This window comes from Shewanella sp. Isolate8 (assembly GCF_022398495.1).
Classification (GTDB): Bacteria; Pseudomonadota; Gammaproteobacteria; order Enterobacterales; family Shewanellaceae; genus Shewanella; species Shewanella aquimarina.
The window spans coordinates 2,046,959-2,067,264 of the sequence record NZ_JAKEVI010000001.1 but is presented as its reverse complement, the minus strand read 5'-3'; the positions used below and the strand labels follow the sequence as shown (position 1 = coordinate 2,067,264).

General features: G+C 53.0%; 19 protein-coding genes. 8 read left to right on the top strand and 11 right to left on the bottom strand.

Annotated elements, in window-relative coordinates:
• Positions 1–4: 4 nt before the first annotated feature.
• Positions 5–304 carry a YciI family protein gene (locus L1D43_RS09010; RefSeq protein WP_011866059.1) on the bottom strand — a complete coding sequence of 100 codons (300 nt, stop codon included), beginning with the start codon at positions 302–304 and terminating at the stop codon, positions 5–7.
• Complete coding sequence (locus L1D43_RS09005) at positions 304–849, bottom strand: septation protein A (RefSeq protein ID WP_239850881.1); 546 nt, start codon at positions 847–849, stop codon at positions 304–306. The genes L1D43_RS09010 and L1D43_RS09005 overlap by 1 nt, the downstream gene beginning before the upstream one ends.
• 374 nt (positions 850–1,223) lie before the next feature.
• Between L1D43_RS09005 and L1D43_RS09000 the strand changes: the two genes are divergently transcribed.
• Positions 1,224–2,426: an HD-GYP domain-containing protein gene (locus L1D43_RS09000; RefSeq protein ID WP_239851116.1), complete on the top strand. Its 1,203-nt coding sequence runs from the start codon at positions 1,224–1,226 to the stop codon at positions 2,424–2,426.
• Between the two features lie 90 nt (positions 2,427–2,516).
• On the opposite strand, the gene L1D43_RS08995 is transcribed toward L1D43_RS09000, so the two are convergent.
• The 8 genes from L1D43_RS08995 to L1D43_RS08960 all read right to left on the bottom strand — a co-directional run bounded on the left by L1D43_RS08995 (position 2,517) and on the right by L1D43_RS08960 (position 10,835).
• A complete protein-coding gene (locus L1D43_RS08995) occupies positions 2,517–3,047 on the bottom strand; it encodes a CIA30 family protein (protein WP_239850880.1) in 531 nt (176 codons plus the stop codon).
• A gap of 93 nt (positions 3,048–3,140) precedes the next feature.
• Complete coding sequence (locus L1D43_RS08990) at positions 3,141–3,746, bottom strand: HAD-IA family hydrolase (RefSeq protein WP_239850879.1); 606 nt, start codon at positions 3,744–3,746, stop codon at positions 3,141–3,143.
• Between the two features lie 338 nt (positions 3,747–4,084).
• Positions 4,085–4,888, bottom strand: a complete 804-nt coding sequence (gene trpA / locus L1D43_RS08985) for a tryptophan synthase subunit alpha (RefSeq protein ID WP_239850878.1) — start codon at positions 4,886–4,888, stop codon at positions 4,085–4,087.
• Positions 4,881–6,089: a tryptophan synthase subunit beta gene (trpB, locus tag L1D43_RS08980; protein WP_041407223.1), complete on the bottom strand. Its 1,209-nt coding sequence runs from the start codon at positions 6,087–6,089 to the stop codon at positions 4,881–4,883. Before trpB ends, trpA begins: the two co-directional genes overlap by 8 nt.
• Positions 6,090–6,140: 51 nt before the next feature.
• Entirely contained in the window at positions 6,141–7,610 is a 1,470-nt protein-coding gene (gene trpCF, locus L1D43_RS08975) for a bifunctional indole-3-glycerol-phosphate synthase TrpC/phosphoribosylanthranilate isomerase TrpF (protein WP_239850875.1), read from the bottom strand.
• Entirely contained in the window at positions 7,610–8,665 is a 1,056-nt protein-coding gene (gene trpD, locus L1D43_RS08970) for an anthranilate phosphoribosyltransferase (RefSeq protein WP_239851113.1), read from the bottom strand. The genes trpCF and trpD overlap by 1 nt, the downstream gene beginning before the upstream one ends.
• Positions 8,659–9,270 carry an aminodeoxychorismate/anthranilate synthase component II gene (locus tag L1D43_RS08965; protein WP_239850871.1) on the bottom strand — a complete coding sequence of 204 codons (612 nt, stop codon included), beginning with the start codon at positions 9,268–9,270 and terminating at the stop codon, positions 8,659–8,661. Before L1D43_RS08965 ends, trpD begins: the two co-directional genes overlap by 7 nt.
• Positions 9,267–10,835, bottom strand: a complete 1,569-nt coding sequence (locus tag L1D43_RS08960; RefSeq protein ID WP_239850867.1) for an anthranilate synthase component 1 — start codon at positions 10,833–10,835, stop codon at positions 9,267–9,269. Before L1D43_RS08960 ends, L1D43_RS08965 begins: the two co-directional genes overlap by 4 nt.
• A 445-nt stretch (positions 10,836–11,280) precedes the next feature.
• Here L1D43_RS08960 and L1D43_RS08955 point away from each other — a divergent pair, with 445 nt between their 5' ends.
• The 7 genes from L1D43_RS08955 (at position 11,281) to L1D43_RS08925 (ending at position 19,680) form a co-directional block, all read left to right on the top strand.
• Positions 11,281–12,141, top strand: a complete 861-nt coding sequence (locus tag L1D43_RS08955) for a PHP domain-containing protein (RefSeq protein ID WP_239850866.1) — start codon at positions 11,281–11,283, stop codon at positions 12,139–12,141.
• The gene (locus tag L1D43_RS08950; protein WP_041511004.1) at positions 12,138–12,758 is read left to right on the top strand and encodes an L-threonylcarbamoyladenylate synthase; all 621 of its coding nucleotides are present in this window, start codon (positions 12,138–12,140) and stop codon (positions 12,756–12,758) included. The genes L1D43_RS08955 and L1D43_RS08950 overlap by 4 nt, the downstream gene beginning before the upstream one ends.
• A gap of 183 nt (positions 12,759–12,941) precedes the next feature.
• On the top strand, positions 12,942–13,730 hold the full coding sequence (locus L1D43_RS08945) for a ScpA family protein (RefSeq protein WP_239850865.1): 789 nt from the start codon (positions 12,942–12,944) through the stop codon (positions 13,728–13,730).
• 15 nt (positions 13,731–13,745) lie between these two features.
• The gene (gene scpB / locus L1D43_RS08940; protein ID WP_239851112.1) at positions 13,746–14,363 is read left to right on the top strand and encodes an SMC-Scp complex subunit ScpB; all 618 of its coding nucleotides are present in this window, start codon (positions 13,746–13,748) and stop codon (positions 14,361–14,363) included.
• Positions 14,356–15,222, top strand: coding sequence for a 23S rRNA pseudouridine(2605) synthase RluB (gene rluB / locus L1D43_RS08935; protein WP_041511006.1), 867 nt, complete (start codon positions 14,356–14,358; stop codon positions 15,220–15,222). Before scpB ends, rluB begins: the two co-directional genes overlap by 8 nt.
• 334 nt (positions 15,223–15,556) lie before the next feature.
• Entirely contained in the window at positions 15,557–16,471 is a 915-nt protein-coding gene (locus L1D43_RS08930; RefSeq protein ID WP_239850864.1) for an exo-alpha-sialidase, read from the top strand.
• Positions 16,472–17,061: 590 nt separating this feature from the next.
• Positions 17,062–19,680: a TonB-dependent receptor gene (locus L1D43_RS08925; protein ID WP_239850862.1), complete on the top strand. Its 2,619-nt coding sequence runs from the start codon at positions 17,062–17,064 to the stop codon at positions 19,678–19,680.
• Between the two features lie 155 nt (positions 19,681–19,835).
• Here L1D43_RS08925 and L1D43_RS08920 read toward each other — a convergent pair whose 3' ends face one another.
• Positions 19,836–20,192 (bottom strand): TraR/DksA C4-type zinc finger protein, encoded by a 357-nt coding sequence (locus tag L1D43_RS08920; protein WP_041511011.1) that lies wholly within the window; start codon positions 20,190–20,192, stop codon positions 19,836–19,838.
• Between the last annotated feature and the right edge of the window lie 114 nt (positions 20,193–20,306).

The window sequence follows — 20,306 nt, the reverse complement described above, 5'->3', positions numbered from 1 at the left end:
GGTGTTAAGGGAGTACGCGCTTAAAGGGTTTTACGATGACGCTCTGGTAGACGCCAGCAGCCACGTATGGGTCTTGGTCTGCCCAGGCCTGGGCCGCTTCCAGTGAGTCGAACTCGGCAACGACTAGTGAGCCGGTGAAGCCCGCTTCACCCGGGTTGTCGCTGTCGATGGCTGGGTGTGGACCGGCGATCATCAGACGACCCTCGTCAGAGAGCTCCTGTAGGCGTGCCAGGTGGTCAGGACGGGCTTGAAGGCGTTTTTCTAAGCTGTTTTCAACATCTTGAGATGAGATCATGTACCACATTATTTGAGTTCCTTTTTATGTTCTTCAGGCATATGTTTGTAGAGGTAAACCACAGTGACTACTGTGTTGATCAGTGTCAGAGCCGTCAGGCCAAACACCTTGAAATTGACCCAGGTTTCCTGAGACAGGTTAAAGGCGACATAGATGTTCATCAGACCGCAGGCAAGGAAGAAGGTGACCCAGTACCAGGTGACCCGAGACCAGATCTTGTCGTCGACAATCAGTTCCTTACCCAACATCCCCTTGAGGATAGGCTTATTCAGATATTGACTCACGGCCAGCGCGGTGGCGAACAGGGCATAGACCACTGTCACTTTCCATTTGATAAAGGCGTCGTCATGCAAGACTAAGGTGAGGGTGCCGAAAAAGCTCACCATGGCAAAGGTGATCAGGTGCATCTTCTCTATCTTCTTATAGAGGAGATAGGTGATGATCAACTGCAGTGCGGTGGCAGCTATCAGGGCGCCGCTGGCGATATAGATGTCGAAAAACTTATAGACGGCGAAAAAGATCACCAGAGGGAGAAAGTCGAGCAGTTGTTTCATGTAGGCAAGTTCACCAAACAAGGAAGAAAGATGGCTGGCAGTGTAACATGCCTCTTGGGTAGGGCAAACGGTGCTGCGAGGTGAAACCGGCGCAAATGCGATGAAATTCCCTTAATCTGGGTTAGCGCACACACAGCTTTTATTGTCGCTGTTGCTCTTTTGGGCAATCACGCTGCTGGGATATTGTGGTTGTTTACTCTATGTTAATGATTATTGGTGAGATTTTTGATATACCTCAAATCTTGATGATTTTGAGGCGCAGTTTTTTGTTAAAGCTTGTGTTACATTTTTGCAGATGATGCCAAGCTGTTTGTGTGGGCCTTGGTGCATCACAGCAAGCAGTGAATTTCCTCCTGGGGGCGGGCGTACAGCATATGATAGTGGAACTGGATGTTTCGGAATTGACCGTTGGTATGTATGTGGTTGAGATCACTCAGCCCAAGGGCAAGTTTCAACTGGCGGAGCAGGGATGGATCACTAAACAACAGGTGATAGACGGATTTAAGCACAAGGGCATCGAAAAGTTATTGGTCGATGCCAGTAAGCGACGCGTGCCGCAAACCGCCCCCGCTCAGGAAAAACAAGCTAGGCAGATAGTGCCTTCAGGGGCAGCAAAGCAGACTCCAGGGCTTTTTAAACGGCGATTGACCGAGGCCAAGCAGTTGTTTAATGAGTCGAAGGCGATACAGAGACGCCTGTTCGATGATGCGCAAAACGGCGTGCCTCTGACCCTTGAACCGGTAAAACGGGTCACGGATCAGTCAATCGAGGCGATATTCGATAATCCCGATGCGCTGGCCTGCGTGATCAACATACGCCATAAGGATCAGTACCTGCTGGAGCACTCGGTGGCCGTCTCTGTGCTGATGACGATTTTTGCCTGCTATCTCAAGATAGATAAAGAGATAGTGAGGGAGCTGGCGATCGGTGCCTTCTTACACGATGTGGGTAAGATCATGATCTCCCCCAGCATACTCGACAAGCCGGGTCGGTTAACGGCCGAGGAGTTCGAGGTGATGAAGACCCATGCCAATCACTCCATCAGTATCATAGAGAATACCCCCAACATCAGCCCGCTGAGCCTGGAGGTCGCCAGGCTGCATCATGAGAAGCTCAACGGCAAGGGTTATCCCTTTGGCGTCAGCGCCGAGGCGATCTCCCGTTATGGGCGGATGATCGCCATCTGTGACATCTTCGACGCCTTAACCGCCAATCGCTGTTACAAGGCGGGTTATCCTCAGGTGAAGGCCTTTAGCATACTGCGCGCCCTGGGGGAGAATAACGAGCTGGATGCCGAGTTGGTGGATCATTTCATCAAGTGCATGGGAGTCTATCCCGTGGGTTCTCTGGTGCAGCTGGAATCTAATCGTCTGGCGATTGTCGAGAGTCATAACCATCAAGACCCTATCCGCCCCAAGGTGAAGCCCTTCTATAGCCTGAATCCCAATCACTTCGAGGTCTCGGCCAATATCGATTTGGCAGCGATGCGTGATGACATCATAGTCAAGAATGTGCGCGCCGATGATTTCGACCTCAACATGGATGAGATCATCGAGTTTCTCTCCCACGAGGGCTAGCGCTTTTTTGGTCAAACGCTAGCTTATTAACGCCTTAGCTCATTTAACTCTTAGCTCTATAACGTCCTGAGTTAATAGGGCTTTCCTGGATCATTGAGAGGCCGGTGTGTATTGAATGGCCAGCTCGGCGAGTTGCAGCTCAAAATCTCCCGCCTGGCCATTGCCAATCAAGAGACCAACGGCGACCAGTTGCGTCAGATCAGGGTAGGGCCGCGTTGGATAATCCGCGCCGCGAAAGGTCTCGATAAACTCCCCTGGGGTAAATGTCCACTGCTCGAGTCTGCCCGCCTGGGTGTCGAAGTTTGCCTTGTAGCTGACCAGTTCGCCCTGTTTAAGCACTTTGAGTCTGAGCTGGTAGTGCTTGCCATCACCTAAGGTGGTGAGGCGAATGCCGCTTGGACGAGCCTGTTGTAAAATCTGCTGCTCCTCCTGGCTCAGGGTGCGCGACACAGAGGCGAAGCCGCCGTTGTTCTCGAGGGAGACATTGCCGCTAAAGCGCAGTCGATATTGCTGATTGTCGTTGAGGAACTCACTCAGCTCACTCTGGGAGCGGCCTCCCATTACCCCATCGTTGACTAATTGCCAGTGACCTGGGTGAGTCAGTAAGGCTAATGTTTCCATCTTAGTGTCGACTCCTTGGACAGTGAGAAGGTTAGGGCCTAGTAAGGTCAAGCCAAGTAGCATCTTCATGTGCGCTGCTTATTGATTGCAAGCTCAGGCGCATAGCGAGATGGAGGGCAGTGCCCTATGCAGCGCCATCAGATCTTTGAAGATGAAACTGGCGCCGTGCTGCTCGCCATAGGCTCGCCGCGCGGTGAGCAGTACTGATGGCATGCCTGCCCGCTTGGCGGCCTGGACATCATAGTGGTGGTCGCCGACATAGGCTATCTGCTGTGGCGGCAGATGCCAGGCCTTAGCTAGCGCCAGCAGGCAGCTGGGATCGGGCTTGGCCGGGCCATCGTCGCGGCTGTAGATGAGGTCTATCGGTAGCTTGCAGCGCTCTATCTTTAACTCGGCGGCGCGGCGACTGTTGCGGGTGACGATTGCCGTTGGGATCTGTTGCAGTAGTAAGAAATCCAGCAGGGCTAATGCGCCGGTTAGCGCCTCGGCACTCATAGCGTCCAGGTGCTCTGCCCGTGTGATGATCTTGTGCGCCTCGGTGGAGCGCGTCTTTGGCAGCAGCCTCACGAAGGCGAGAATATCCTGATCTAACGGGCAGCCGACCGCCTGCTTGAGGGCCTTAAAGTCGAGGGAGCTGCTCACCAAGGTGCCGTCGAGATCGAAGATCACTCCCTTAAATAAGTTGTCAAAGCTTTGCATTGCGCGTCCTTATGTAAAATGGCGATGCGGGCTACTGATTTTTGCAAAGTAGCGGTTAAATGGCCGTTAAAAAACGCTTTTAGCGCAATAGAGTAAGTATAGGCCGTGGCCACCAATTACTCCTGTTACTGTAAATCTTGTTCAGTATTCAAGGGGCTGAGGATGCGTGTTGAATCTATATCCTTCAGCTTGGAATGTTTGGGCTAGATGGGTGGCTGTAAGCGTTACGGCGAAGACAGCAGAAAGGATCAGTGATATGGCCATGATGGATAAAAAAATCCCCGCACAGGGCGGGGATCGTAATGTATGTTCTGAGCTGCCTAGTGTGACACCTCAGCTTAGGTCGCCGCCTTCATCTCACGGGTAAACTGACCCAGAGCGCTGAGCAGGGCCTGCTCATCGTCTTGATGGGCCTCGATGATCTTCACCACGGCAGAGCCCGAGATGGCGCCCGCCGCGCCCGAGTCGATGGCGGCCTTGACCTGAGCTGGCTCGGCGATGCCAAAGCCCAGTAGGGGCGGCGGCGCGTCGAAGGCTTTTAGCTGGGCCAGGATGTCATCCAGCGGCATGCCTGCCTTAGACTCAGTGCCCGTTACCCCGGCGCGTGAGAGCAGATAGGTGTAACCTTGACCCTGCTCGGCCACCTGGCGCAGCGTCTCGGCATCGCCATTGGGCGGCGCGATAAAGATTGGCGCTACCTCGTGGGCCTTGGCGGCGGCGATAAAGGACGCGGCTTCTTCAACCGGCACGTCGGCGATAAGCACAGAATCCACGCCGGCGGCCTTGGCCCTGGCATAGAAGGCTTCCACCCCGTTGGCATACACCAGGTTGGCATACAGCAGCAGGCCGATGGGCAGGTCTGGGTATTTAGCGCGCACCGCTGCGATGATCTCGAAGCAGGCGCTCGGCGTGGTGCCTGCGGCTAAGGCGCGCAAATTAGCCCCCTGGATCACCGGGCCATCGGCGAGGGGATCGGAGAAGGGAAAGCCCAGTTCCAGCGCGTCGGCGCCATTCTCTACCAGGGTCTCGATGATCTTCAGCGACAATTCTTTATTGGGATCGCCTATGGTAACGAAGGGCACAAATGCACCGCGGTTATTGGCTCCTAGTGCGGCAAATGCTGCCTGATAACGGTTACTCATTGCCGCTCTCCTCGTTGTTTGCTTGTTGCTTCTCTAAGATGTCGGCAACGGTGAAGATATCCTTGTCGCCACGGCCTGAGAGGTTGACCACCAATAGGGTCTCCTCGGTGGCGGCCTCGGCCAGCTTGATGGCATAGGCCAGGGCATGGGCCGACTCCAGCGCCGGGATGATCCCCTCGCTGCGGGCCAGCAGCTGGAAGGCGGCGAGTGCCTCATCATCTGTGGCCGACTCATAGGTGGCACGACCGGTTGCCGCCAGATGGGCGTGCTGCGGGCCGACCGATGGGAAGTCTAACCCGGCAGAGATGGAGTAAGACTCTTCAATCTGCCCCTCTTTGTCTTGCATCAGCGGCGCCTTCATGCCGAAGAAGATCCCCGTCTTACCGTGTTTGAGGGGCGCGCCATGTTTGGGCGTGTCTATGCCGAGGCCGGCAGGCTCGACACCGATAAGCTTAACCGAAGGCTCGTCGATAAAGTCGGCAAACATGCCGATGGCATTAGAACCGCCGCCGACACAGGCGATCACCGCATCGGGCAGACGTCCTTCACGTTCGAGTATTTGCGCCTTGGTCTCTTCGCCAATCATGCGCTGGAATTCGCGCACTATGGTGGGGAAGGGATGGGGACCGGCGGCGGTCCCCAGCAGGTAGTGAGCCTTGTCGTAGCTGGCTGACCAGTCGCGCATCGCCTCGTTACAGGCATCTTTCAAGGTGGCAGAGCCTGAGGTGACCGGGATCACCTCGGCGCCCATCAGGCGCATGCGGAACACGTTGGGCGATTGACGCTCGACATCTTTGGCGCCCATGTAGACCTTACACTTGAGGCCTAATAGCGCGCAGGCCAGGGCCGTGGCGACGCCGTGCTGTCCGGCGCCGGTTTCGGCGATGATCTCTTTCTTGCCCATACGCTTGGCCAGCAGGGCCTGACCCAATACCTGGTTGGTCTTATGGGCGCCGCCATGGAGCAGATCTTCACGCTTGAGGTAGATCTTCACCAGAGGATTGGGGCTGAGGTTACGGGTCAGCGTCAAGGCGGTCGGTCTGCCGGCATAGTTTTTCAGCAGATCGGTAAATTCGGCTTGAAAGCTAGGATCGTTCTGTGCATCGACGAAGGCGGCTTCGAGCTGCTTGAGGGCGGGCATCAAAATCTGCGGTACAAACATACCGCCATATTCGCCGAAATAAGGGTCCAGCTTAGTCATCATAAAGCTCTCTCTGTATGGGGCGGCGCCGTTTCGGTGCGCCGCAAAACGTTAATATTGTCTAAGGGCGGTAAAGGCTTGCTTGATAAGCTCTGCATCCTTGATGCCGGGAGCCGACTCGAGGCCCGAGTTAAAGTCCAGGCCGAAGAAGCCCTGCCGTGCGGCGTCGAAGGCATTGCCTGCGTTAAGCCCACCGGCCAATATGGCATCAGCCTTTTGCGGCAGTTGCTGCTGCCAGTTAAAGGCATGGCCCGTGCCGCCAAACTGCACACCGTCTGTCGCCTTTGTCTTGCTGTCGTAGAGCAGGCGATCGGCATTGGTTGGGATGGAGGGGGCCTGGCAATCGTCGCTGTCGACACTAACGTTAGCATCAACATCGACGGCAATCGCTTTCCAGATCTGGGTCTGGCAATCAAGTTCATTTAGCTTAAGTCTGAGCTGATCGATATCGTATTCGCTCTCGCTGCCGTGAAGCTGCACCGCAAACAGGTTTAAACGTTTGGCCAGCTCGGCGATGGTGGTGACCTCTTCGTTGACGAAGACGCCGACAAAATTCAGCCCCTTACCACTGCTTCGCTGCTGCTCGACTAAGTCTAGTGCCTGCTCTGGGCTAACGTAGCGAGGCGATTTATTGGCAAAGATTAGTCCGCCGTAGAGGGCGCCGGCATCAGTGACGGCGCGCACATCTTCACAGCGGGTCAGGCCGCAGACCTTGTTGTGGCCAAGGGTGAGCGTGCGACAGGCGAGATCAAGATCGGCCTCGGCCATCAGCGAGCTGCCTACCAGGAAGCCATCAACTAAGGGGCTGAGGCGTCTCACCTGCTGCTGAGTGTAGATGCCTGATTCGCTTACTACCACGCGGTCGGCCGGGATATGCGGGGCTAAAGCCTCAGTGGTTGCCAGATCTGTGGTGAGATCTCTCAGGTTGCGGTTGTTGATCCCTATGATAGCGGCGTCCAGGGCGATGGCGCGCTTGAGCTCTTCTTCGTTACTGACCTCGGTCAGCACATCCAGCTGGTACTGGGCCGCCAGGCTTGCCAGCTGGCGGTAATGGTCATCATCCAGTACCGACAACATCAGCAGTACGGCATCGGCGCCCTGGTGGGCCGCCAGTTTCACCTGGTAGGGATCGACGAAGAAGTCTTTACATAAGATGGGCTGGGTCACCCGGGCGCGTACCTTGGGCAGGTAATCCATGTCGCCTTGAAAAAACTGCTCGTCGGTCAGTACCGAGATGGCGGCAGCGTAATGCAGGTAGACATCGGCGATAGCCTCGACGTCGAACGCTTGTCTGATGAGGCCCTTAGAGGGGCTGGCCTTCTTGCACTCGAAGATGAAGCCGGCATTGGGCGCCTTGAGTGCCTGATACAGGCTGCGATCGGACACCTTGGGCGTTAGCGAGGCCTCGGGGAAGCGCTGTTTCAGCGCGGCGATATGAGCCGGTTTAGTGTCGACGATACGGGTCAGCACATTGCTGCTTGTCTTGGATTCGCCTGCTTGACTGTTTACACTCGCTTGCATCAGTTTGTTCCTAGGTTGTCACTTTGGCTCGCGCTAGCAAGCTGCTGGAGTAGGGTGTATGCCTTGCCGCTGGTGAGGGTTTGTAGCGCCAGCGCCGTGCCTTGCTGTGGGCTGTCACAGCAACCGGACACATAGAGAGCGCAGCCTGCATTGGCAGCTACCGCCTCAGTGTGCGCCAACTGGCCATGGCCTTGCAATATGGCGCGGGTGATTTCGGCGTTTTCGGCAGGGCCTGCGCCGGCGAGATCGCTTATCTCGGCGCGGCTTAGCCCCAGGGCCTCGGGTGAGAGGTAATATTCGACGATTTCGCCCTGTTTCAGCTCACAGACTAAGGTCTCGCCGTGTACCGCTACCTCATCCAGGCCGCTGCCGTGGACTACCATGGCGCGTTTTACATCCAGCGCCTTGAGCACGTCGCAGATAGGGCGCACCAGCATAGGATCATAGACCCCCAGTAGCATGTAGTCGGGCCTGGCTGGATTGATCAATGGACCTAAGACGTTAAACAGGGTGCGGGTCTTCAGTGCTTGACGCACAGGCACAGCGTGGCGCACGCCGCCGTGATAGTGGGGCGCGAACAGGAAACAGAGCCCCAGATTGTCGAGACAGTCCCGGGCGGTCTCGGGCGCCATGGTGAGATCGATACCAAACTGCGCCAGCAGATCCGACGAGCCAGACTTGCTCGATACGCTGCGATTGCCGTGCTTGGCCACCTTTGCGCCCGCCGCCGCGGCCACGAAGGCTGAGGTGGTCGAGATGTTGATGGTGTTGTGACCGTCACCGCCGGTGCCCACGATATCCACTATGCCCTGGGTGCGTGTCGCCTCACTGGGGGCGGGAAACGCCTTGGCGGCTTGCAGCAATGCGTCGGCCGCGCCGGAGATCTCATCTATGGTCTCACCGCGCATCTTCATCGCGACCAACATGCCGGCCATGGCGACGGGATCCATCTTGCCCTCGACTATCTCGCTAAACAGCGCCTTGGTCTCCTCGCGGCTGATGGTTTGCCCCTGATAAAGCCTGTCGAAAATCGGCTGTAGTTCACTCATTACAATACTCCTTGGCCGCGGCTTAACTGGGCGTCTTGGGTCAGGTAGGTCAATGTCTGTGTCAGCAGCTGGCTGCCGAGTGTGGTCAAGATAGACTCGGGGTGGAACTGAAAGCCCACCGCTTTGACGGTTTTATGGGAGATGGCCATGGGCATCTCGTCTGTGGTGGCGATCACCTCCAGGCAGTCGGGCACTTTGGTGGCTACCAGGCTGTGGTATCGGGCGACGGGGAGCGGCGAGGGTAGGCCGGCAAAGATCCCCTGGCCGTTGTGCTCGGTTGGGCTGGCCTTGCCGTGAACCACCTGCTTGGCTCGTTCCACCTTGCCGCCGAAGTGTTCGATCATCGCCTGGTGGCCGAGGCAGATCCCCAGCATAGGCACCTTGCCCGCCAAGAGATCGATGAGCGCCATCAGGCAGCCCGCCTCATGGGGCGCTCCCGGGCCGGGCGATAATACCAGCGCCGCCTTGTCTTGCTCTTGTAGCAGCTTGTCGGCGATAAACTGGGCGTCTAAGTCGTTACGGTAGATCACCACCTCGAAGCCCAGGCTGCGGAACTGATCCACCAGGTTGTAGGTAAAAGAGTCGAAATTATCCAGTAGGTAGAGCTTCATTGTCCGCCTCCCATCTTGATGGCTGATATGACCGCCTGAGCCTTCTGGCGGGTCTCGTCGGCTTCGGCCTGGGGATCTGAGTCATACACTACGCCCGCGCCGGCTTGAATATGGGCCTGGCCATCTTTCACGAAGGCGGAGCGGATCACTATGCAGGTGTCCATGTCGCCAAGGCCATTGAGGTAGCCCACGGCTCCGCCATAGCTGCCACGGCGGGTCTTTTCGGCGCCGCGAATAAGCTGTGCCGCGCTAACCTTAGGGGCGCCGGTTAGGGTGCCCATGTTCATGCAGGCCTGATAGGCGTGCAGGGCATCGAGGTCGCTTCTAAGCTGGCCGGTGACCCGGCTGACCAGGTGCATCACGTGGGAGTAGCGATCCACTTTCAGCAGCTCGGCCACCTTGCGGGTGCCGCTCTGGCTGATGCGGGCCACGTCGTTACGGGCCAGATCCACCAACATCAGGTGTTCGGACAACTCTTTCTTATCCAGGCGCAGTTCCAGCTCGATACGGCTGTCGAGATCGAAGTCGATATCGCCATTAGCCGTCTTGCCTCGCTTGCGGGTGCCGGCTATGGGGTAGATCTCGACCTGATTGGTGTTGGCCTCATACTTGAGGGCACTCTCTGGCGAGGCGCCAAACAGGGTAAAGTCATCGCCACGGAAGTAGAACATATAGGGGCTGGGGTTTGTTTCTCTGAGGGCGCGGTAGGCGCCCAGTGGGCTCGGGCAGGGAAGGCTGAAGCTGCGCGAAGGCACCACCTGAAAGATGTCGCCGGCGACGATGTGGGACTTAAGATCTGTCACTATGGTCTTGAACGCTTCATCGGAAACATTGACCTCGGCTTCGCAATCGACAGGAGATAGTGGCGCTACCTCAGGTAGCGAGCCGCAGGCTTGGCTGAGCTGGGCGCGCCGCTCGGCCAGTGTCGCCGCGACTGATGATGTCTTAACATCGGTCTGCTGGGTAAAATCATGGCTGATGATATCGGCGCTGCGGGTTTGGTGATCCACCAGAATAAGGGTTTCGGCCAGGTAGAAGAGATAATCAGGGCAGGTATTGGCGCTCTGGTTCACCTTGGGCAGCGGCTCTACCGTGTCGATAAGATCGAACGCCAGCACGCCGCCGAGAAACAGGCTCTCGAACTGGGCATCATTGCCCATGTCGATATGTTTTATCAGGCTGCGCAGGCCATCTAGCGGCGAGGTCGACTTTAATCTGGCATCTTCATCCAGTAGGCCTGCATCCTTTTGCAGGGTAAGGGTTAAGGTCTTGCCTTCAAGTTGACGCTCATCGCTGCCGAAGAAGCAGGCAATGGGGCCGAGTAGCGCCTGACCATTGTCGCTCAGCGCGGTGAAGCTGAGCTGATAACCTTCACAACGTATGGCCAGGGCGGCGTGGGTCATGATGATGCTCTTGAGGTGATCCTTACTGTCTATCTCAGCCGATTCCAGCAACATGGTATGTGCCGCATCCAGTGTCAGGTGCTGATACAGCTGGAGAGGATCGTCATGATAGGTGATCCGTTCCTTTATGGTGTTGACGCTGGCCAGAAACTCTTGCCCCATATTTGCGCTCCTACTTGCCGGTAGTGGACTAACTCGATTGTTTGTTTGGGTTAGTCGTGTATAAATCTATTAATAAAATTAGGCGATTAAATGCAAAAAGCCCGCATCGAATGCGGGCTTTTTGTTTAAATCTTGTCTCTTTTACATGAGCACAGAAATTCACACCACCCGCTAAGTTGGGAAGTGCCACCACCAGTTGATGTTGTTGAATAGCTGCGTCGTCATTTCAGTGTCTATCTCATGTAAAGGTAAAATCTCGTTGATGGCTATATAAAAACATCCCCCCCGCAGCCTTGTCAATTGAATATTTTTCTATTTGGCGTATTTATCATCTTGAGATCACAATCTGCAGCGATTGCCGATGAGATTTAACGAATCTCATGCAATTTCGTCCATTTTCATCCAATTAGATGTTTCTAATAACAAAGTCGAGTAGAATAAAGGGATGACAGATGAAACGCGTTTAATCGATCTTCACAGCCACACCACGGCATCCGACGGCCAGTTAACCCCGTCAGAATTAGTGGCCCGTGCCCTCGCTAATGGGGTGCAGATGCTGGCCATTACCGATCACGATACCTTAGCCGGTCTCAAGGAAGCCCACAGCTTCAACGACAGTCAAGCCGAGCCTTTGACTCTGATTAACGGCTGCGAGATCTCCACTCGTTGGAATAACTTCGATATTCATATCGTTGCACTCAATATCGACCCCGAACATCAGGGGCTGGATGCCTTCTTGACCGAGCAGCGTGCCTTGCGTGAGGCGCGAGCGATGGAGATAGGTGTGCGTCTTGAGAAGGCCGGGATCAGCGGTGCCTATGAGGGGGCCAAGGCGTTAGCCGAAGGCGCCGCCCTGAGTCGCGGCCACTATGCTCGCTGGTTGGCGGACAACGGCTATGCCACCAATGCAGCCGCCGTGTTCAAGAAATACCTGGCCCGGGGTAAGACTGGCTATGTGCCGAACAATTGGTCCGATATGGAAACCGCTATCGCCATCATTCATGAGGCGGGCGGCGTCGCCGTGCTGGCACACCCCAGTGGCTACAAGTTGTCGGCCAAATGGTTAAAGCGTCTGGTACGTGAATTTAAGGCCGCCGGTGGCGATGCCATGGAAGTGGTGCTGGGGCAGCAAACCCTGGACGATCGTAACAACTTAATAGCCTTGAGTCGGCTTAACGAACTATACGCCTCGCTGGGAAGCGATTTTCATTTCCCTGGCAGCTGGCTCGAGTTAGGTAAAAATATGTTCCAACCCCAAGGAGTTGATTGGGTGTGGCAAATGGATAATTGGATGGTAAACCCATGAGTCAATTTTTTTATGTACATGAGGAAAATCCTCAGGTTCGCCTGATCAATCAGGCGGTGAATGTGATCAAGCAGGGTGGGGTGGTGGTCTATCCCACAGACTCTGGCTATGCCTTAGGTTGCCTGCTGGGCGAGAAAGACGCGATGACCCGCATAGTGCGTATTCGTCAGATAGAGAACGATCACAACTTCTCCTTGATGGTGCGTGACCAGTCCGAGCTGGCGACCTATGCCAGGGTGGACAATCAGGCTTACCGCGTGCTGAAGCACAACACACCTGGGCCATACACCTTCATCTTCAAGGCGACCAAAGAGGTGCCTAAGCGCCTGCAAAACCCCAAGAAAAAGACAATCGGTATTCGCGTGCCGGACAATGTGATTGCCCTGGCGCTTCTGGAAGCGCTCGATGCGCCGCTGATGTCCACCAGTCTTATCCTACCGGGTGAAGAGTTTGCCGAGTCAGATCCCGAGCACATTCGCGACATCCTGGAGCATCAGGTGGATGTGATCATTCATGGCGGTTATCTGGGTGAGAAACCTACTACGGTTATCGATCTGTCTGAGGGCGATATCGAGATTCTACGTGAAGGCGCCGGGGATATTAGCCAGTTTGGCTAAAGCCCTGTCTATTGGCCAAATTTGCAGGTATAATCGCGCGTTTGGTGTCGATTAGCCTCGCCTTGGCTGGATGATTATCCGCCGTCGATCGGTGCAGGTCCTCACCATTTTAGTTACGGATTTAGTTTAGTTATACCTTTAGCTTCCGGCTGGGTGATACCTGCCGGGTGACTTGGAGAGCGGATGCAGGGGACTCAGCAAAGTTTACCTTTGGCCCTGGTCAGGGGCGAACCCGTCAGAGAACTGCCGGCGGATCTCTTTATTCCGCCCGAGGCGCTGGAGGTGTTTCTCGAGTCTTTCGAAGGGCCGCTGGATCTGCTGCTCTATCTTATCCGCAAGCAGAAGCTGGATATTGTCGAGATGGCCATTGCGCCGGTGACGGATCAGTATCTTGAATACATTGATCTCTTGCAAGGCGCTCGGGTAGAACTGGCCGCCGACTATCTGGTGATGGCCGCGACCCTGGCCGAGATAAAGTCGCGCCTCTTGTTACCTAGGCCCGAGCTTGAAGAGGAAGATGAGGCGGACCCACGAGCCCAGCTGATCAGACAGCTTAAGGCCTACGAGGTGATTAAAGATGCGCAGCAAAGGCTAGATGCCTTGCCGCGACTCGAGCGGGATGTGTTTCAGGCTAAGGTGCTACCAGCGCCGGATATCAAGCCTGTGTTGGTGCCGCCGTCTGTGTCGTTGGTGGAGTTAGCCGGAGCCTTCGCGGCCGTGTTAAAACGGGTCGAGGCCACTGAGCATCACCATGTGAGACGCGAGCAGCTGTCGACACGGGAACGCATGACGCAAATATTGGCTATGCTAGAAGGCAAGTCCTATGTGCCTTTTGAGCAGCTATTTGATGTTTCTGAGGGGCGAGCTGGCGTGGTGGTGAGCTTTCTTGCGCTGATGGAGCTGGTGAAAGAGCTTTTGGTCGATCTGATCCAGGCGCAGCCGCTGTCGACCATACATGTTAGGGCCTATTGATTGTCGAGTAAGAAACTGCAAATAAATCCGGATCAGCTCAAACAGCTGATTGAAGCCAGTCTGTTTGTGATGGCTAGGACTGTCTCTATCAAGCATTTAAATGAGAGTGTGCTGGCCAACTTTAGCGTCTCCCGCACCAAAGTGAAGGCCGCCATTGAGGAGTTGCAGCAGGATTATCAGGGGCGGGGCATAGAGTTAGTCAAGGTGGCGGGCGGATATCGTTTTCAGTCCATCGAGACCTTGAGCCCTTATTTGCAGCCTCTGTGGCAGGAGAAGGCGCCGCGCTATTCGCGAGCGACGCTGGAGACGCTGGCGGTGATCGCCTATCGTCAGCCGGTTACTCGTGCCGATATAGAGTTTGTTCGTGGTGTGGCGGTGGGAAGTCATATCATAAAGAGTCTATCCGATAGACACTGGATTAAGATAATCGGTCATAAAGAGGTGCCGGGCAGGCCCGCACTCTATGCGACCACAAATGAATTTTTAGCCTATTTTGGCTTGGACAGGATTGCGGACCTTCCTCCCTTATCCGATGCCGAGTCACTAGCGGCGCTGTTTGGACAAACACAGGTGGTCGAGTCGGCCCCTGACAATACAGCGCCTAAAACCGATGAAGAGTCTACTAATGAGTGAAAAATTGCAGAAAGTCTTGGCCCGTGCAGGCCATGGCTCCCGTCGTGAGATGGAGGCATGGATTGCTGCAGGTCGAGTTAGTATAGACGGTGAAATTGCCAAACTTGGCGATCGTATCGAGGCCGATGCCAAGGTGCGTATCGATGGCCGTACGGTATCGATCAAGTCTGAGGATGACTTGGTTTGCCGTGTGATCGCCTATCACAAGCCTGAAGGGGAGATCTGCAGCCGCAAAGATCCCGAAGGGCGCCCGACGGTATTCGACCGTTTACCTAAGACCCGCGACTCACGCTGGGTTGCGGTGGGACGTCTGGATATCAACACCTCAGGCCTGTTGCTGTTTACCTCTGATGGTGAGCTGGCTAACCGCCTGATGCACCCGTCCCATGAGGTGGAGCGTGAATACGCTGTTCGTACCTTTGGTGAGGTGACCGACGCCTGTATTCAGCGTCTGCGCACCGGCGTGACCCTGGAAGATGGCCCGGCGCATTTCGATAAGATAAAGCCAGCCGGTGGCGAGGGCATGAACAAGTGGTGGCATGTGTCGCTGGCCGAAGGTCGTAATCGTGAGGTTCGTCGTCTGTGGGAATCTCAGGAAGTCCAGGTGAGCCGTCTGATTCGTATTCGCTACGGTATGATAGATCTGCCCAAGTCACTGCCTCGTGGCGGCTGGGTCGAGCTGCCGATAGAGCAGGTAAACTATCTGCGTAAGCTGGCCGGCCTAGATGAAGAAACCCGCACCCTGCTGGGCACAGACAAACACAGTGTGGCCCGCGCCAAGGTGAAGAGCGCTAAGATCCGCCGCGCCGTGCGTAAGCATAAGACTACAGCCGGTAAGACGCCGCGCCAGAGAAGCTAGGTTAAGCCGATTAGCCCATGTATCAAGAAAGCCTTACTCTTTTGAGAGTGAGGCTTTTTTATGTCTGTATCATTTTTCTGCTGCGTTATCGCTCATTGATGTAGTGCACTATATGACAATCGCTCTGCCTTGTATAAAAGCGATACAGAATGCAGCAAAAATGAACGCGAAAGATCAACAGACCTAGTCATGTTGGTAGTGGTGCTTGCGCAGAGCCAGACCTTAGCCATTGGTTATAGACTGTTTTTAACTGTGTCTTGGCTTGAGTCACGAACCTTATTCGGCCATCATTTTAGTCGGCCATCATTAATGCAATCAATGTGCGGAGAAACACATGAAACTAATCTCAGTAGCCAAGATTTGGGACGCTTCGCCCCACAACGCCTTTACGGATCTGGTGCGCTTTAAAAACAAGCTGTATTGCGTATTTCGTCAGGCCAGTGCCCATGTGTCGCCAGACGGTGCACTGCGTATCCTTAGATCCGATAACGAGGGGCAAGACTGGCAGAGTGTCGCCCTTGTCGATGTCGACTTTGCCGATCTAAGAGATGGTAAGCTGGTGGCCGACAATGACAGATTACTGCTGTTTGGTGGCGGCGCTATGCATGAGGGGAAGGGCGAGGGCATGCGCTCTTACTGCTGGCAATCCCACGATGGTGAGCATTGGTCCGCTCTCAAGGCGCTGGTGAAAGAGAAAGAGTGGTTATGGCGCATCACGCCGCACAAGGGGCACTTGTATGGCATCGCCTATTTGTGTCACGAACATGATGGCTATGCGGCGCTATATAAAAGTAATGCAGACAGGGATTTTCAGCCCCTGGTGGAAAAGCTGAGTCAGGCGGGTTATGTGAATGAGTCCGGCCTAGTGTTCGATGAGCATGATAAGGCCATCTGTCTGCTGCGCCGGGATCCGCTTTGGCAGACCGATGAGCGTGCATTACTGGGTGAGTCAGCGCCTCCTTATACCCAGTGGTGTTGGCAAGTGACAAATTGTCGCGTGGGGGGACCTGTTACTTTTCTCTATCAGGGTAAGCTCTATGGCGTGGTACGCCTGTATGACGACAGAGTGCGCACCTCTCTTGTAGCGATCGATCGGCAAACGGCTCAGATAGAGGAGCTATTGACTCTACCCTCGGGTGGCGATACCAGCTACGCAGGTGTCGTGCTGAAAGATGATACATTAATGCTGAGCTATTACTCCTCCCACGAAGGTACTTGCGCTATTTATTTCGCAAAAATTGCCCTTTAACATATTTAAGACTAAGTGAGTCCTCATTTAGTCTTAATCTCTTCTTTATTACCTTTTATTGCCTGGTTAAATGTTCTTAATACACTCTTCGTGAATTTAATGGGGAGGTTTAGTTTGCTTTTAAATAAAAGTAAAGGTGCCTGGTAAATGGTTTTTTAACTTTCCGTTGTTAAATCTAATTGCTTGCTCTTACTTACTTTTACGATACATTGTTTTACATTGTTGTCTTCTTGTTTGTTTTTGGTTTTCCGTTGATCTTTATTTAATAATTTAAACATAAAAAATACAGGTGTATTAAGTTGTTGCAATTGTGTGGCTATGTTTTTACGTTATTTTCAATAAGAAGGGGTTATGTTTAAAATCTCTAATTATCAGTCGGTTGAATGATCTTTTGTGGCGCTGTTATGTTGTTTTTTATTATCCATTTGTATCAATTATTATCATCCTGGTTATTTTGTTGTTAACGGCGTTGACTTGTTTGTTGTTTTTTCACAATATCTTCACCGAAGGACATTCTTCTTAATTTAAAAATAAAAATATATTGATGATCGAAACTGGATTTTTCTGATTTCGTATTATGAGGGAAACATATGAACTCTTTGACCTTAACTGCAAAGGCGGTTCGCGTAGGCTTATTTGCCGCGGCGACATCTAGCCTTGCTTTATCTGGTATCGCAATTGCTGAAGAGCAAAGCGATAAAGTTGAACGCATCGAAGTCACTGGCTCGCGTATTAAAAGAACTGATATGGAAGGTTCTTCTCCGGTAACGACGATAAGTGTGGCCGATATTGAGAAGACAGGTGAGATGTCAATTGCTGACGTATTGCGCCGTAGTAATTTAAACACTTTCGGTTCGTTCTCTGAATCATCAGGTAGTACCTGGCAAAGTCAGGCCAACATCTCTCTTCGTGGTGCTGGAGCAGATCGCACCTTGGTGCTGCTAAACGGTAAACGTATGCCGGGTTCACCGACTATGGGGGGGACTGCTGTAAACCTTAATACAATCCCTACAGCCGCGATTGAACGTATTGAAGTGCTTACCGATGGAGCCTCCGCTGTTTATGGTTCGGACGCGGTTGCTGGCGTAGTTAATATTATTTTGAAAAAAGGCTTTGAAGGTCTCGAGGTTTCGGCAACGGGTACTAGTCCAGATCAACCTGGTGGTGAGGAATGGAAAGTACACGTTGTTGGTGGAACCACGAGCGACAAAGGAAGTTTAACGTTCTCATTTGAGCACCAAAATCGAGAGATTATCTATCAACGTGATCGTTGGTTTTCAAGCTCTACTAACGTGTTAGCCGATAAGTATGCCGATACTACAGGGGTATCAGCCTACGCTCGTAACTTCCTGGATATGACTACATTCCAGTTCAAGCCGATGGCTGCTTGTGACAACGAAAAAATGGTCGGTGGCGGTCATGTCTATGATTATGGTGATGGTGACTTTATCTGCGGTTATGACTATACCTCTGAAGCAGCAGATCACGCCGCTCGTCAGTATACCGCGGGTTATGTTACTGCAGATTACGAGATCTCTGATGAGATCCGTTTCGAAGGTCAAGGCCTATTTAGCCGCAACGAAACCTTTGGTCGTTACGCACCTGCTGCAGGTTGGTTTAACGTTGACGCAGGTCAGCTAGACGTTCAGAACTATGATGCCGATGGCAACTATATTAATACCACTAAAAATGAAAATGCCGGTCGAGTTTACTATCGTTTCACTGATGTGGGTACACGTGATTCTACGACGATTGACTACAGCACGGATATTCAGCTTGGTTTAGTTGGCGAACACAATAGCTTTGGTTGGGATTTTACCTATCACTATAACCTAGCGGAAAACAGCAACTATGGTACGGGTTATGTTCACCGTCCAACAGTGGAAGCGTTGGTGAAGAGCGGTGAGTTTAATTTTGGCCCTGAAGGCAATAGTGCCGATGTTGTAGCGGCTATTTCACACGATACACTAGCTCAAGATATCATGGAGTTTCAAAGCGTTAATGCAGGCATAAACTTTGAAGCGTTAGAGCTACCCGGTGGATTAGTGGGTTGGTACTTCGGTTCTGAATTTATGCAGTATAAGTACAAGTCTAAGGTAGATGCAGAATCAGCAGCTGGGGAGGTTATTGGTTCTTCAGGTAACGGTTCGGGTGGTGATCGTGATGTATTCGCGTTGTTTGGTGAATCTATTTTGCCAATTACCGATGATTTAGAGCTGAACCTTGCTTTCCGTTACGATAATTACTCAGACTTCGGTACCGCGACCACACCGAAAGTCGCACTACGTTATCAAGCATTAGATAACCTGGTTATACGTGGTTCTTGGGGACAAGGTTTTAGGGCGCCTGCACTATCAGATTTATATGCAGCGGACTCTTTCAGTGCTGATTATGCGACAGACTATCATTATTGTGAGTTGCAGGGCACTGCACCTTCCGATTGTCGTTCGACTCAATATGACGTGACTCGCACAGCAAATGAAGATCTTGGCCCTGAGACGTCAGATTTTTACAACGTGGGTGTTATCTGGAACATCACAGACAGCTTAAGCACTAAAGTTGAGTACTACAGCTTATCAATTGATGATGTGATCACCTTCGTATCTCTAGATTCGCTGTTAAGAGAAGAAGCAAAAGTCGGTTACGGCAATCTATCTCGAGGTGAAATTATTCGTGCCGGTGACAGTCCAGACGGTAAGATTCTCGAAGCGACCACACCACTGGTTAACGGTAATGGCTTCGATACGTCGGGTATTGACTTCAACTTGTCCTTAGCCCCAATTGAAACGTCAATTGGTGACTTTGGCTCAAGTTTTGATTTGACCTATGTTCTTACCTATGAAGATGAAGAGTACTTTGATGGTCCTGTAAACAATATGGTTGGACGTAATGGCTTGCCTGATTATCGCTTCACATGGGTAATTGATTGGACCTATGGCGACCATGGGGTGTCATTATTGACCCAACATATTGCTGGTCAGGCGGAAACCACAGATCCTACAACGTTTGAAGAGATTGGTAGTCTACCTTCTCAAACTACCTTTGACCTAAGCTATAACTATATGGCGCCGTGGAGTGGTAAGTTTGCGTTGGGTATTCGCAACTTAACTAACGAAGATCCAGTATTGGATTCCAACTTAGCATACGATTCAGCGCTGTATAACTTGTATGGTCGAACTTACACAGCCTCTTATACACAGAAGTTCTAAATCGTTATTCACCCTCCCTGTGACTTAACGATAAAAGCCTCCTGATTCAGGAGGCTTTTTTTATGTTTGACGTAATGCTTTTGGTTTGGCCATCGATGACTGACGTGGCTAAGCGAGCTGCTCGATGACAAAGCAGGCCGCTAATAAAGGTGTGGCTAGTGGGTGAGCCTGAGCTCGTGCCTATGCTCGTGGGAGTAATCGGCGGCGCACTGGGTGCAGCGCTGCTCAAGCGGGTTGGCGTTGAGCCGCTCGGCTTCGATATCGGCCTCGCAGTCTGAACATAGGCCGTAGAGTCCAAGGTCGAGCTGGCATAGGGCTGCATCGAGTTGGGTTAGCTTGATAAATAGCGGTTCGTCGGCCAATTTGGCTGAGGTCATCTCGTCTATTAATGAGGTCAGCGAAAGCTGCTGGGTATCGAGTGTTATTTGATGTAATGCCAGCAGGGTACCTAACTCTTTCCTGAGATTCGCTTCAAGCACCGACAGTTCATGTCTGATATGGGATCTGCTCACAAATCATTGCCTAGTTGATATTCTTAGATAATCAGTCTAAACCGCTTGGGCGTCTTAGCTATGACTAAGATCAAAAGTCGGTGACTTTTATGGTGAATCTCATTTAGGGATGTA

Excerpts from the sequence above, each read along its gene's own strand:
- L1D43_RS08990 (WP_239850879.1), bottom strand. The coding sequence starts at position 3,746 with ATGCAAAGCTTTGACAACTTATTTAAGGGAGTGATCTTCGATCTCGAC.
- L1D43_RS09010 (WP_011866059.1), bottom strand. The coding sequence starts at position 304 with ATGTGGTACATGATCTCATCTCAAGATGTTGAAAACAGCTTAGAAAAA.
- L1D43_RS08945 (WP_239850865.1), top strand. The coding sequence starts at position 12,942 with ATGCAGGGGACTCAGCAAAGTTTACCTTTGGCCCTGGTCAGGGGCGAA.
- trpA (WP_239850878.1), bottom strand. The coding sequence starts at position 4,888 with ATGAGTAACCGTTATCAGGCAGCATTTGCCGCACTAGGAGCCAATAAC.
- L1D43_RS08995 (WP_239850880.1), bottom strand. The coding sequence starts at position 3,047 with ATGGAAACATTAGCCTTACTGACTCACCCAGGTCACTGGCAATTAGTC.
- L1D43_RS08960 (WP_239850867.1), bottom strand. The coding sequence starts at position 10,835 with ATGGGGCAAGAGTTTCTGGCCAGCGTCAACACCATAAAGGAACGGATC.
- L1D43_RS08925 (WP_239850862.1), top strand. The coding sequence starts at position 17,062 with ATGAACTCTTTGACCTTAACTGCAAAGGCGGTTCGCGTAGGCTTATTT.
- L1D43_RS08955 (WP_239850866.1), top strand. The coding sequence starts at position 11,281 with ATGACAGATGAAACGCGTTTAATCGATCTTCACAGCCACACCACGGCA.
- trpCF (WP_239850875.1), bottom strand. The coding sequence starts at position 7,610 with ATGCAAGCGAGTGTAAACAGTCAAGCAGGCGAATCCAAGACAAGCAGC.
- L1D43_RS08965 (WP_239850871.1), bottom strand. The coding sequence starts at position 9,270 with ATGAAGCTCTACCTACTGGATAATTTCGACTCTTTTACCTACAACCTG.
- L1D43_RS08930 (WP_239850864.1), top strand. The coding sequence starts at position 15,557 with ATGAAACTAATCTCAGTAGCCAAGATTTGGGACGCTTCGCCCCACAAC.
- rluB (WP_041511006.1), top strand. The coding sequence starts at position 14,356 with ATGAGTGAAAAATTGCAGAAAGTCTTGGCCCGTGCAGGCCATGGCTCC.
- trpB (WP_041407223.1), bottom strand. The coding sequence starts at position 6,089 with ATGACTAAGCTGGACCCTTATTTCGGCGAATATGGCGGTATGTTTGTA.
- L1D43_RS09000 (WP_239851116.1), top strand. The coding sequence starts at position 1,224 with ATGATAGTGGAACTGGATGTTTCGGAATTGACCGTTGGTATGTATGTG.
- L1D43_RS08950 (WP_041511004.1), top strand. The coding sequence starts at position 12,138 with ATGAGTCAATTTTTTTATGTACATGAGGAAAATCCTCAGGTTCGCCTG.
- L1D43_RS09005 (WP_239850881.1), bottom strand. The coding sequence starts at position 849 with ATGAAACAACTGCTCGACTTTCTCCCTCTGGTGATCTTTTTCGCCGTC.